At 41.4% G+C, this 14,619-nt stretch carries 7 protein-coding genes and 1 pseudogene; 1 reads left to right on the forward strand and 7 read right to left on the reverse strand.

From position 1 onward, the window contains the following. Position 1 precedes the first annotated feature (1 nt). Positions 2–1,246 (forward strand): annotated as a pseudogene (tnpC, locus tag ACUJFK_RS10505) (IS66 family transposase); the annotation flags it as partial. Between the two features lie 105 nt (positions 1,247–1,351). Here tnpC and ACUJFK_RS10510 read toward each other — a convergent pair. The 7 genes from ACUJFK_RS10510 to ACUJFK_RS10540 all read right to left on the reverse strand — a co-directional run bounded on the left by ACUJFK_RS10510 (position 1,352) and on the right by ACUJFK_RS10540 (position 14,378). Further along, entirely contained in the window at positions 1,352–2,164 is an 813-nt protein-coding gene (locus tag ACUJFK_RS10510) for an HNH endonuclease (RefSeq protein ID WP_445424799.1), read from the reverse strand. A gap of 191 nt (positions 2,165–2,355) precedes the next feature. Further along, on the reverse strand, positions 2,356–5,364 hold the full coding sequence (locus ACUJFK_RS10515) for a DEAD/DEAH box helicase (RefSeq protein ID WP_445424800.1): 3,009 nt from the start codon (positions 5,362–5,364) through the stop codon (positions 2,356–2,358). Position 5,365: 1 nt separating this feature from the next. Continuing rightward, positions 5,366–6,853: an EH signature domain-containing protein gene (locus ACUJFK_RS10520; protein WP_445424801.1), complete on the reverse strand. Its 1,488-nt coding sequence runs from the start codon at positions 6,851–6,853 to the stop codon at positions 5,366–5,368. Positions 6,854–6,855: 2 nt separating this feature from the next. Next, positions 6,856–7,647, reverse strand: a complete 792-nt coding sequence (locus ACUJFK_RS10525) for an OmpA/MotB family protein (protein WP_445424802.1) — start codon at positions 7,645–7,647, stop codon at positions 6,856–6,858. After that, positions 7,644–9,881, reverse strand: a complete 2,238-nt coding sequence (gene zorA / locus ACUJFK_RS10530; RefSeq protein WP_445424803.1) for an anti-phage ZorAB system protein ZorA — start codon at positions 9,879–9,881, stop codon at positions 7,644–7,646. Before zorA ends, ACUJFK_RS10525 begins: the two co-directional genes overlap by 4 nt. Before the next feature lie 396 nt (positions 9,882–10,277). Next, positions 10,278–11,987 carry a LeoA/HP0731 family dynamin-like GTPase gene (locus ACUJFK_RS10535; RefSeq protein WP_445424804.1) on the reverse strand — a complete coding sequence of 570 codons (1,710 nt, stop codon included), beginning with the start codon at positions 11,985–11,987 and terminating at the stop codon, positions 10,278–10,280. 12 nt (positions 11,988–11,999) lie between these two features. Beyond that, positions 12,000–14,378 carry a hypothetical protein gene (locus ACUJFK_RS10540; protein WP_445424805.1) on the reverse strand — a complete coding sequence of 793 codons (2,379 nt, stop codon included), beginning with the start codon at positions 14,376–14,378 and terminating at the stop codon, positions 12,000–12,002. Between the last annotated feature and the right edge of the window lie 241 nt (positions 14,379–14,619).

Here is a 14,619-nt window from a genome sequence, read left to right on the forward strand (position 1 = left end):
CATGAAAATGATGGCACCTACCTTACCCAATGACCCGAAACAGTTGCAGGCGATTATCCTGCAGCTGCAGGAAACGCTTGCCCAGCAAGACACGGTTATTGCGTCATTACGCCATCAATTAGCTGTATTAAAGCGCGCCCGTTTTGGTCGCTCCTCGGAGCATCTGGATAAGCAAATCCATCAACTGGAATTGCAGTTAGAAGAGCTGGAGATGCAGACGGCCGCCTTACCGAAACTTACCGATGGCGCTGTCGAAGAGAAAGCCACTGCGTGTCGTCGTGTGACCTTACCGGCACAGTTACCACGTGAAGAAAAGCGTGTTGATGCACCTTGCCAGTGTCCGGCATGTCAGGGCGAATTAACCCATATCGGTGAGGATGTCTCTGAAATGTTGGATGTCGTACCCGCATCTTATCGGGTTATCCGCATTGTACGCCCTAAGTTCAGTTGCCAACACGGCGACACGCTGGTACAAGGTCAGGCTCCGGAGCGGGTGATTAAAAAAGGCCTGGCCAGCGCAGCATTGCTGACACAAGTGATTGTCGATAAATACCTCGACCATCAACCACTGTACCGTCAGGCTGAGCGGATGGCGCGGGAAGGCATTGATATCGAGCGCTCGACGCTGGCAGACTGGGTTGGTCAATCCGGTGCATTATTAACGCCCCTTGCTGAGGCGATTGGACGCCATGTCAAAGCCGGTCAACATATCTTTGCGGATGACACGACCGCGCCAACCTTATCACCAGGAAAAGGCCGCACACAAACCGGCCGCTACTGGACGTATGTGCGTGATGGTCGTTCCTGGGGCGATACCACACCGCCTGCCGTGTGGCTGCAATACAGTGAAGATAGAAAAAGTCTGCACCCCACTGCCCATTTAACCGGGTATAAAGGTTCACTGCAGGCTGATGCCTATGCCGGTTACAATGCCTTATACCAAAACCACATCACCCAGCATGGTTGTTGGGCCCATGTGCGGCGTAAGTTCTATGACATTACCCAATCCGGCCCGTCCCCCTTGGCAGAAGAAGCCCTGACCATAATCCAATCACTATACGTGATTGAGAAACAGGCACGAGGCCAACCACCGGATGAACGACAGCACCTGCGAAGTCTGCAGGCCAAACCCATCCTGATACAGTTTAACAACTGGTTGCAGACAACCATGCGCACCTTATCAAAAGGCTCTGCGTTGTCCAAAGCTATCCAGTATGCACTAAAGCAATGGGACGCGTTGGGTGCGCAATCAGTTTTAATTTCAGCCATTACTGATGTTCTACTATATGATCAATTGGTTAAAAACCGACATTGGATGCAGTATTACTGATTTTGATATAAGTGAAATTAGCTATTTTGGTAAGTTTAACCTTTTAGCTTCCTTAATAAGGTCTCTAAGTTCTTCTATAGAATACGGCGGTGTGCGCCGATGCAGCATCCTGTGACAGTTTGCACAAACAGGCCTGAGATCTTTGATTGGATCAATTGTATACTCCTTATTAATATCGGCTAACCTACGGAGATGGTGGACCTCAATATAATTTGATCCTAATTCTCCATATTCAGATTTAAAATTAAAGTTACAAACGGAACAATTATACTGATAGTGAATAATACATTTTTGACGGGCATCGGCACTTCTATCATAAGTTTTAGTAGTGATTTTCTTTGGCTTGCCTTCAGTATAAATTTGAATGTCATCTGCATTTTCAGAAGTGAAAATATGTGGGGATTGTTTTTGTATTAGGTTAAATATTTCAATCGCGATTGATTCAGGAACGCTTGTACCACCCTTCTCAGGAGTCCAATTTCTATCGGGATACCTGAGTTTTAGGTCTTCAAGAGCAATCAGTGGCTCATCAGAGAGCGATTTAAATAGAAGATCATTAACAATTACTAATTTCCCCTCAGCAGCTTTTTTCTCATCCCAATGAGGTAATTCATAATAGTCAGATGAAACATAACCGCAACCAATTATACCTTTCTGCTCTACCTCCTTTCCAAGTTTTATTAGAAAGAAGACATCACCAACTTTTATCCTCTTTGTATTTCCGCAGCTCCAAGCAGTATCATATCTTTCACCGTTACAAATACGATACACTGCGTCCCCAAAATCAACCCATGCCCACCGTTTAGGATTCCATGTATAGATATAAGCACTCATAATTGACTCACTTATTTAGTTTATTCGCTGAAAAATCTGAAGCATACTCAGAAATTGTTATGAGATTGTTCTCTGCTGCATTTACACAGTTCGGCATTACTAGCTGCAGCATCAAACCAACGGCAAAAAATTTTCTCATTTTGTACTCCAGCAAAGGGATAATATAGAACTGTTCTTTTGAATATTCATGGTTAAAAACACCCCGCCAAATCACTGGGCTCTATAGTCGGATTCGCTACTACCGCATCACTCAGGTCAACTTTGTTTGCCAGTAAACCATTTAAATGCTGATCAAAGGAACGTAGTTTTGGATGTAACGCCATAGGGATATAAACATTTACATCACGGGTTTGGCCAATTCGATAAACCCTGTCGGTGGCTTGGGCCTCTTTGGCAGGGTTCCAGTGTCTTTCAACGTGAATAACGTTATTAGCACCAACAACGGTTAACCCAACACCGGCAGCCACCGGAGACATAACAATCACGCCAAAACCTGCGGCAGTTTGGAAACGATCGATGATGGCTTTGCGGGTTTGCGTTTCGTGTTTAGTTGACACAGCTTGAGTATCACCGTTGATGATTTCAACTTGCACCTTAAAGATACTGGTCACCAACGCACAAATATAAGCTTGAACAGCTTTGGTCTCTGCAAATACCAAGACCTTCTCAGCTCGCTTTTCAATTTCTTTAAGTATGGCAACTAAGGATTGCAGCTTTACAGATAACTGCGCTTGCTTTAACAGTTCATTACTGACTTTAGGGATCGCCGCTTTAGCATCAATTTCATGATGAATACTGGCAACCTTTAACTTGCGCAAACTCGGTAGAATTACCATGCGCTTTTCTTCAGGTTTGCAGGATTTAACACTGGTTATTATGTCGTCGTAATAGGCAAGCTGCGGGCCTGACATCACTGCTGACAACACAGGTAAATAACTACCTTCATCCGCTTCAGCATCACCACTAAAAATCCGCTTTTCTGGTAACCCCTTTAGCTTTTCCGCTTTAGTGCGCCGAAGCATGTAGTCACCCACTTTTTTCCGTAACTCACGCCCAACATCAACCCTTACTTGGTTAACTTGCTCTGCAGAAGCCGACAAAATCGGCGCAATAAAATCTTTCCTAAATGCTTGCCAGGCTCCAAGTAATCCCGGAACTGCGGTATCAAATAAGCACCAAAAGTCCTTAAGCGTATTCTCTACAGGCGTACCAGTAGCGAGTAATTTAAAATCAGCTTTTAGTCCTTTGGCTGCCCGAGTAGATAATGCATTGGGATTCTTTAAATTTTGCGCTTCGTCAAAGGCAGCAATACTCCAATCTACCCGGCTTAAAGAAAATTGATAATCTCTTAGTGTCTGGTAGGTTGTTAATACCAAACGCCGTGGCAGATCCAATCGATCAGAGCCATATACTTTACCGATTTTAAGCGCATAACGAATCGAATCTGCATCCTGAATCAAATCGTCATCTACAAATTCCTGTAAGGTTTCTCGCCCTGCCCCTTCCAGCCTGAAGCGGCTTAAATCGCCCCCTGCTTGCAAAACCACAATGTCACTAAATGGTGATTGATTAAAGGTTACAGCTACCTCAGCTTGCCAGTTTTCAATAAGACTTAACGGGGCAACAATAAGTACTGGTTTTTGTGGCTCGTTAAGTTGATTACAACATCTATACCATTCTGCAATTGCGACTAATGTCATATAGGTTTTACCCAACCCCATATCATCAGCCAACATTGCCCCACTGGGCTCCACTGTACTTTTAATTTGCTCTAAATGCGCCAGAAACCAACGTACTCCCTCATCCTGATGTGGAAAAGGTAAGCGCTTAAGATTTTCAGAGGAAAAGGTAATTTGTGATAAATCAAGGCCTGTCACACGTGAGTCTTTACTGTACTCAATACTGTCATCGTTGCTGTCTATCGCAACAACGGCTCTTTCAGTGGTAGTAACTTCTTCATCGGTAAGCCCCTGCTCGGCTGGTTTCGGGGTAAGCCTGCCCTCATCAATCGCCAACTGAATATCATCAAGTGTGCTTTGAACTTTTGGCTTATCAGAAACATCAAAAGTGCAACCGTCAACATCAATCATATCAGCGCCAGTCTTCTGAGCATCCGCAAATAGCGCCCTAACCTCATCAAGTTTCTGCTGATCATCAATAATGGTAGTAAGCTTTTCAACAGGTTCAACAATATCGTCTGTATTGCCAAACCAATTTACGCCAGATTTCTCCACGTCACCGAAATAGCGCTGACAAAATTTTTCAGCACCATGCACCCGCAACGAAAAGCCGGTATCTAAGTCGATTAATGCTGCATTTAAATAGGCAGTAGGCGACTTCAAAAAAGAAGCCACCTGTGCCTTAGGGATGCGTCTATTAGTTAGAATTTCTTTTGTGGCTTCCAGCCTTTGCTCATCCAGTAAAACAAATTTATTTTTTACTCTAAGAATACACTGTTTATCGTCAGAGCCGACTTGCCCAAGCCGGTTATGGATATCATCAATATTTACTCCTGAACCAAAAGAGGGTGTCAGTATTAAATCACCGTTAGGTAAGGTATCAACAGCTACACCAACTTTCTCAGGCTGGAAAACTTCAAGGTTCTCAAAATGCGCCAGGTTAATTTTCATACCTGCTCGCTTTGCTAATTGCAGTTGGAACACTAACCAATTATTTTCATACTCACCACGCTTATCAGCAGCTAAGCCTTGATGAAATTTAAGTGCCTGCACAGCACGCCACTCCGCTGGCTGTAACATATACATTTCGTTATCAGCAAGCTTTAATAAAGGGCCGAAAACAGTAAAACGGGGAACACTATCGCCACCAGGTAGCATCAACTCAAGGGCAACGTTAAATGCAGCTTTACCTGTGTTACCTTCAAAACGGGTATTAAAACTGCCGGGATAAAAATCAGGAAAATCAAAGAGCGTAATAAAGTCTTCACCCAATCCCACAATATCTTGCGACAAGATGGTAAAGCCATCAGCGTTTCTTACTGCCTTGTTTTGCTCAAGCATGCCTTTTAGGTAAGCCAATTGCATCCCAAAATAGGGGTTTCTAATCGCATAACCTTCTTCGTCAGCAAGCGCTTTACGATCAATAATAAAGTCGACACCTTCAACCGGATCTATGCGCCAGTGCAACAAATTTGTTTGCCCTGATGTTCTAAAACCTCGAATAAGATCGCGGATTCCCATACTAACTCACCCCAAACTTCGACTTATATTCCCGATACCGTGCAGCACCAATCAACTCAAAAGCTGAAACGGGAATGCGTTGGTCAGTTAAAAATTGGATTGCTTTATGTTGCCAGTTTAAATGCACATCATGTCTCAACTCTTCTATTCCAGAGCTATTTCGAAATTCTTTGTGATATAACAGGGCAATCTTGGTTCTAAATTCAGCGTCAGCAAAACTGCGTTTATTGTAATCCAGCAAATTAAACTTACTTGGTAATTTATCTAGCAATTTCAATGTAAAACTATGGCTCCCTTCAATCATATGCACTTTGCCAGCAAGATTTAGATAAATCATTGACGTTTCTGGGGAATCTACTAGCGCGTACTCTGGAAGCTCTTCTTTCTTAAAGGATTTTCGAAGATAATGTTCGGCATGTCGGCTTAAAAACAAACGAGATTGGCTTACCAACCCTTGCTCTAGCAAGCCCTCCATAAACTGTTTACGGGGCTCAAACATACGCTCCATATCCCCAATACTGCCATCACGAGCACTTTGCTCCAGCACTTTCAAAAATAGCGCAAGATCGAAACGGCTTAACCAGCCACGCATTAAGCCAATACGCTGTTCGCCTAATAATACCCACCATTTTTGATAATTAGGGCTAGAGGTTGGTACTCGCGGATCTCCGGCAATACTTAAGATAACACTCTGCCAGGCAGGTGAAATTGGTGAACCTGCAGCACGATCAATTAAAATCTCCAATACCGCATGGCCTAGCAAATGGCTGTCATCAATTGGGGCATTAATGACTTCTGATTTTACAACCTCACTTAAAATGTCATGCTCAGCACCAACAGGTATCGTTTTTAATGTTTCAAGGTAATATTGGTAGCGACACAAAGTAAGAAAACGGCCATGACTAAAAGCATTTAACCCCAGCTCACGCAATACACCATCCAAATCACTTTGCTTGTTTTTGGCAAATGCAACCACCTGCGCTGGGCCACTTGCGGAAAACAATACTGCTGCATGCTTAACATAAGAGGCTAAGTCACTTGGCGCAGCTGACAACTTTAGCTGACTAAGTTGCGAGCAAATCAAAGCGCGCCAATCCGCTAATACCTGAGTGTTGGCGATAGAGTCATAGCGAACAAAATAAGCACGAATCAACTGGAGCAAAGATAACTTACTAATGGGGTCACGGGGCGCTATCAACACATCCAGCTGAGCACGGGTTAAAGAAAACTGCCTGATAAACTCTTCTGAAACCCCAAGCAAAAAGGTAAAGGCCCTGACATCAACGCTACTTGTAATATTGGAGACGAGCTTTTCCGGCTGCTTTTGCAGCACAATATTGAGTAATTTAAGGCAAGCTTTCTGAAATGAATCAGAGCCAGTTCCCGCTTTACGGCCGATCATTTTTACCTTCTTCTCAGCATCATGTATCCGCGTAAAATCAGAGGCTTTCCAATCCGGCAGCTCAAAGGTTAAATCTGGCAAGCGCATCGTTAGTTTATCACCTGTTTTACCGCTTGGTATTCTTCCAATGCAGGCCGACGCACGGTAAAGCGAATATCAATTCTTCGATTTTTGCTATGCGATTCTTCAGCAGTCATAACACCATCCGGACAGATACTGCTATCAGCTACCTCAGTACTTCCCAATGAACAAGGTATAGGCCGCGTTTCGGCAAAGCCACTCACTGAAAATAGCGGTTTTCCAACATGGTTAGTTAAAGCATCAAGGCGATAGCTTTGCGCCATGGCCTCATTCCAATAATTCCACACTGAAATAGCCCGGAATGTTGAAAGCCCCCAGTTACCTTTTATCGCATTGTTACGAAATGGAACGGGATCGGTATGCCCCTCAACAAAAATGGTATCCAGATATTTCCAGCGCTCTTCCTTGGTAATGCTGTTAAAAAGCACACGGCCGATATCCAAAGCATTTTGCTGCGAACGCGCATCATCCGGAATGTCAAATCGCCCCTGGGCAAAGGTAAGAACATCTTCAGGAATGCGCAAAACCGTATCGTTATCGCTTATTTTCACTGGAATATTCATGGCGTTAAGTTCTTGCTCTATTTCCCGCAGCAAGTCTTTTCTTACCTGTTCTGCTTTTGCAATTTCCCGAATTGCCTCATCCCATTGCTCACTTTTTTGTGTCAGCTCCAGAATTAACGCTACGGCTGCTAACACAAAAATTACCAGCAAGCCTGCCATAATGTCTGAAAAAGAAATCCAATATGGGTTCTCTTCATCCACCTGATGGCTGCTTCCGCGGCTATTTAGCCCCCTCATACAGTAGTACCTTCATGACGGCGACTGACTTTGCCATCGATTTCATCAACAACACTGTTTAGTGCACTAACCGCATTTGTCATTGCGCCAATATAGGCTGCGGTATGCTCATTCCAAACATTTAACCGGGCAACAGTTTGATCTTTCACTCTGTCACTGTAAGAAGTCAGTAGATCTGCCACCTGCCGTTGTACTTCAGCCAAATGCGTCTGTAACGACTGAGACAATGCATTAAAGTGTTTATCTACAGCAGTTAAACCATTCTCAGCTTTACCTGATGCCTCATTTAACGTACTTGATGCTTGAGTAATCTGATCGCCAGCCCGATTTAATCCTGCAACAACGTCCTTAAACATTTCAGCTGACTCAGCGTTGTTTTTCGTTACTTCATCGGCGTGCTTAAGGGCGGCAGATAATTGCTGGCCAAAGGTATCAATAGCCGCTTTAAGATTAGAAGAGAGCAAACCTAATTGGTTTGAACCCGCTTTTAATTCGCTGGAAACCATTTGCATGGCAGAAGTGGCATTTTGATGACTGCCAGATAGGGCTTCAAATCTATCAATAACGGCGCGTAAACCACTTAAGAGTTCAGTGTTTTGTTGTTGCTGTACCGCCAATACATTATCAATGCCTTGCGTTACCCGCTCTTGAGCAGCCTGGAATACCGAAAGTTGGTCTTGCAGTTGTTTCTGCCTAACTGCATCACGGTTTTGCTGTGCTTCAACTTGCCCGCTTAACTCACCTTGTACATTTTTTAATGTACTAGCGTTTTGCTCCGCCAACTCAGCAAGCTGGGCTTTCATGCTGCCCATAAAGTTTGCCAAATTAACGGTAAGCTGCTCTTGCCGTTGTTTTTCCTGCTCTTGTTGTGCCACTTGCTGTTGTTGCAGAAGCTGCTGTCTTGCTGCCTCTCGGCCTTGCTGCTCAGCCATTTGTTCTGAAAACGCGGCTTGTACGGATTTTAACGTAGTAGCGTTTTGCTCAGCCAATGCAGATAACTGCATTTTCATGCTGTGCATAAACTCATTAAGATTGGTATTGAGTTGTTGCTGGCGTTGTTGCTCTTGTTTAGTTTGCGCTTCAAGCTGCTGCTGCACTGAACTATTAACCTGGTTCAACACCTCAGCATTGCGTTGCATAAGATTATTCACTTGGCCGTCTAACTTAGCGGTAAACTGGTTTAAACCATCCGTCATACCAGTAGAGGCGGCTGCAATATCTTTTGCCGCCTGCTCCATCATCGCTTTTTGTGAGTTTCCGGCAGAGCCAATGCCTTGTAAGAAGCGATCCAATAAGGATTCCAACGCCTTTTCAGAGCCAGAGTGTGCATTATTGACGAGTCGTTCAATTGCTGGCCCGAGTATGGTGTTTAGGCTATCCGCTACGCTAGCACTGATCACATTGGAGGCTTCTTTCATAGCCTCTTGCATTTTGTGCCCAATCTTTTCATCCAGCGCAGCTAGGCTCTCGTTACTCTGGCGGGTAAAGTCTTCAATATTTGATAGGCTTTGCTCAGCAGTAATACGCGGATATAAATAGTCCACTTCATTTTGGAAAGAACTAATGGCAGAACGAATATTACGCTCAAGGCATTTTTCAAAAAAGTTAAACAGCACACTGATTAACACACCCCAAACCGAGGTCATAAAGGCTATCGATGCCCCACCAATCATGCCGAAAATACCGTGGGTTAGATCATCCACTTTGGCATTAGCTGGGTCTAACGCGCCCAAAGGCCCCAAACCAAGCTGCAACCCTGCAAAAGTACCTATAACGCCAATAGCGGTAAGAAAGCCTGGTACTGCAGCCAACAAACGGTTTTCGGTTAAGCCGCGTGAAATAGTGTGAGTATTAAAAAAGTGAGCGGCATCAAGCGTATTGCAAAGGCGTTGCTTTTGCGGAATATGCACCAGAGACTCATCAAACTCCCGCCATAGTCGGCCATAAGTCTGATTTTGTAAGGCGGTATTGATTAACTCACGGCGCTTGTCTAATAACTGCTCAACCGTAAGCCCTTTTAATAAACGCTTATAAAAACTCAAATGACGACTTGCTCTAATATAGTTAACAAGCGACATCACTGAAAAGATAATGGCTAAAGTGAAAAGTGCCGCAACAAACGCCGCACTTAAGCCCTCTGCTGAGGTAAAATCGCCAGCCCAAAGCCTAGAAAACTCAGGCCATAATTTTATTAAACTATAGTTAGTCGTATCTATTTTGCTGTCCATGCTCATTATTGCATTTCCAAGTTGTTATTTTTATTAGTTACAGGGTCTGTACACAACCCGTATAATATCTTTTGGCTTTTTTTAAACACTTCACAAGCAAGTTTCATACTTTTAAAGGTCGTGCATCCAAAATTTGAGTCATAAGAAAATATCCTAAAATGACAAATTACCCTAAAATTACAAGCACTTGTAACTTAACCTAATAACCACTTACAAACTAATTATCATCTAATTGGCCAAATTTGTATGAATAGAGCAGACACTTCCCTTGATTATCAGGAAATGCCTGCCTTTGAATTTTAACTAAATTGCTTCATGAGAATTAGCTACAGTCCCTCGATGTACGATGTAACAAATTTAATTACTTAACAAAATTCAGTGCTTCGCCATTATTTGCAAAGACTAAAAATGGCTTTCAGCGATTAAACGAAATTCTCCTTCAATAATTTCTCCCTCCCTTTGCCATTCATCAAAAGACTGCTTACGGGTAGAAATCTCCTCGTTAGCCCGTGAAACTGTATTTAAATTATCTCGCAATTTTTTATAAGCGGGGAAAAGCTGATTAAGAAAATCCTCTTGGTTTAAAGAGTCTAATAAGCCTTTTCGCTGCTCTTCTAGCAATGACACAATACTTGCAACCATTTCTCTGAATTCCTCTTCAGCTTTAGCTTTTTTGTAACTATCAATAGCCTCCATCAAAAGACTAAAAGCCGCCAACAATGCATTGGCTTTAGCAGCAAAATTAACAGCACCCCAAGGTTTAAATTTCATATATTTAGCTAAATCTACACCAACCATTTTGCCGGCTGAGACAATGCCATCACGAGCAGCTAATATATGTGTGTTATTTAGTTTGATATTTTTTAGATTTGAAATCCCTTGAATAGCTAAATCAGCGCCAACTGATGATTCAAAACGTAACATTTCGTTATCAAAATCCAAACTGATACGATGAAGACTACTAGATATAGATTGACATTGACGACTAAACTCTTTTTCAATTGTTGTGTTTAATACAATGCCTTCAGCGCCGATTTCACTTTCATAAAAATCAGTAAAGGTTGTTAAATCAGTTCCTTTGACTTGCCGAATAAGCGAGGTGAAATGACTACTTACGAACTCAATTAGCTCTACACGCACATTTGCTATTTTGGACTCCATTGGTGCAAGTTCATTTTGCAAATGACTTGTCGTATCAGATAATTTAAGCAGCTCATTATCTAGAAGAGCTTGTTGCTCTTTTATATTCGGCATCTGCCTACCTAATACATCTTGAATAATACTTTTTTGTGTCTCAATTACAATAGGTGTTATCCCGCCGTTTTCTTTGATTGTTTGCCGAGTAGCCTCTTGCAGGGTCGAAATTCTAGAAATTTTCTTGAACTCTTCTAAATGATCCAACCAGTACGAAGTGCCCTCAGAAAATGGATTTGCAGATACACCAACAATTTTTAAGTTTTTTGCTTCTTTCTCATTAAGATGAATTAAGCTTTTCAAACGACTTATAACATTATCTTTTTTCACTTTTAAATTTTGATTGTAGTCCCAATCGTCTTCTATATCAGCAACTTCATCAAAACGACTTAAAACAAAAACGGTTCGAGGCAGTAGGTTTAAATCTCGAAATAACCAAGTCAAATCGTCCTGATGGCTTTCTTTAACTGGATTAACAGCATTCATTACATACAGTACTAAGTGTGCCTCACTAACATACTTTTTTGTAATTTCTTTGTATTTTTCAATTTGACCTTCGCTATTTAACTGCTCTTTAAAGCCAAAAAGTCCAGGCGTATCAATTAGTTCAATCTCATCATCAAAGCGATATACTTGCACTTCATTGGATGACTCCTGCTGACTAATATTCATACTGCCATTTAAACGTTCCAACCAAGCTGCTGCAATAGATGTTTTTCCCTCTGAAAACCCTCCAATCAAAGCAACTTTTAATATGCCTTCTTCAGAACTCTTTAAGGCAGTCGAGAGCTTATTTAACATAGCAGTATCAGGACTCAACCCGTAAGCCTGACCTTTCTGAATGAAAGATGCCAATTTTTGAAGTGCTTGAAGCATTTTATGCTGTTGATGTTTAAATTCAACGATAGTTTCACTCATAATAATATCCTCTTATAATTTTACGTTTCGAGCAATAGCAGCTAATTCGTCATTCGCTCGGTATAAAAAAGTTCTAATTCCAATACATTGTTCTACTGGCTCATCAAGAAGCGACTTGATCTTATCCATTTCAATTGAGATTTCGCTTTTAACTTGATTTACTATATTATCCATTTCAGTTTCAATGTTACTAGCTGCTTCACGCAGTACTTTGTCCGCTTCTTTTCTTTGCTGAGACTTTTTATAGTCTGAATCGAAATAGCCCCATACAGATTTGGCAATTCCAACCATCGACCCCAGAAGAGCCAGAACTCCGCCGACAAATGCAACAGTCCATCCCACGGGATTACTTAATAAGAATGCAACCCCTACAGCAGCGCCAATTCCACTTGCAACTAATCCGCTAACTTTCAAACCGCTATCAATATTGATATTTACGTTAAAATCTCTGGTTTTCCCAAATGTACTATTTTGTTCTTCAACAATATTTTTTAAGTGATGAGCAGAACGTTTAATAATATTTTCTATTTTGTGCCCTAGAGCGTTGGCTTCACGTTGAATTGCTTCTTTCAATTTTTCTTGAATTGCATCAGCGTTTTTATTGAGCAAATTTTTTAATTTACGCTTGAATTCATCGTTACTTATATCGCCTGCGATATCATTATAAATATGCGTCTGTATTTCATCATTAAACGAACGACGGATTTTGCTACATGCCGTATTTAAATTACCTGTAAATTCTTCTAAGCCAACGTTAATTTGTGACTTTGCATTGGAAACCTCATGCTTTAATTCTATTTCAATACTGGAAAATTTAGTTTTTTCTTTTTCAATCTCATTTAAAGAGGTTTCGAGAGCTTTATAAGCTTTATTTAAATTAGACCGACGTATTTTGTTTTTAAAATCGCCGATAATCGTAGTTTGTAAAAAATTGACAAAATCCGTCATGCCGCTTAACGACAATACAGTTTGGATGTTACTAAATTTCTCTATGAATTTACGCTGCTCTGTCGCATCTCTACTTCCAGGTACAATACATTCTGTCAGTGCAAGATATGCAGGCCGAGCACTAATAACAAAACTCCCACAGTATTGCTCTTTTAATTCCGCTTTTAACTTTCCATCCATCGCAGCCAAACTCTCTAGATTATCATTATTTAATAATGGCGAGGTTAACTGGCGAGGGCTGTTGGCAGGATGGTTGTAAATAGACCACACCTCACTTTGTGCCCCTAAATGTGTTTTAATTTTTTCTAGAGTTCCTTTTTTACTAGTGTTATTACCATCATTCGTTTGCGGCGGACGAGGCGTACGAGTTACATAAAATACTGCATGTGCTTTTCTTACTGCATCTTCAATCGGACTACTAACAATTGCTTCTTCGCCTTCAATACCCGGAACATCTATTAATGAAAACTGTTGTTCACCTAAATTAAAGTCAAAAGTAGTATTTTTTCGAGTAAAGTCAGAACGCCCATCACCTATAATTTGACCATCAGCAAATTCAGTTAGTCTTCTCGCTTCCTTATCTAACCGGTTCATTTCAGCTTCGGCACTGAGCAGTCTTTCATGTAATTCTTGTTGCTTCCTATTGATCGAGGTTTTCTCTTGTTGATATTGTGCATCGATCGTAGCAAGGTTAGCCAGTGCCTGCTGTTTAAGCTCATGGTGTTTAGCTAGCAGGTTTTCATTCTCAATCTGCTGTTGTTTTTTTACTTTTTCAAAATGACTAATCTTTTCTGCTAGTTGTTTTTTTTCAGGCGGTGATGAAAACAAAGCTAGAATTTTTTGCCACCAATTTCGATCATTGATAATTTTTACAAGGAGGTCATTCAGTTTAATAACGTCTGATTCGAGTTGCTTTAATAGTTCCGTATGTTGATATTTTAACGCTGCAGCTTCCTGAGTAGTTTGTTCTTCTACGTGACGAACAGATAATTCTGCTTTCATAACTAGGTCAGAGAATTTCTTCGATATTTCATCAAGCTCCATTTCGATAGAGTTAAGAGCTGTTTCCGTATCCATTATTACACGACGCACCTCGTCAAATGCTTCTTGACTCAATCCAAACTGCTTTTGTATTTCCTTAAATTTTTGCTGGCTCTCTAGCTTAGTTTTTTCTCCAAGCTGTAAACGTAATGCTTCAATTAATGTAGATTTTCCTGCATTTGTCTCACCATAGAGGGCAATCGTAAATCGCTTCCATTCACTGTTTGCTTTTAATTTTTCAAGTTCAGTTTGGAGCTGCTCATTAAGAATACTCAGGTTTTCGAGCGCATCTGAAATATCGCTTGCTAAACGATCGCTGCTCTGTTGCACGGATAAGTTTTGAATAACACTTTTTATCTGATTTTGAATTAGTTCATAGAGATGATTTGATTGTTCTTTCATAGCATTCCTAGCATTTAGGTAAGTCCAGCATGGACATTTTTAGTAAAGCCTCATTGCAAGAATAAAATGATTGCATGCTGATCGGCTCGATTTGTTAATATACAATATAACAATTATTAGAAAATTTTTTCTTGGTCTTAGGTCTAAATATTTAGGTATTTCCTAGCATTTGCAATTAATGCAGTGAGTTTTCCCGCTTGTGAAAGTTGTAACTCTTTGTTCCCACATTTTGGGCATTCGG

It is taken from the genome of Alishewanella sp. HL-SH06, from assembly GCF_052656265.1.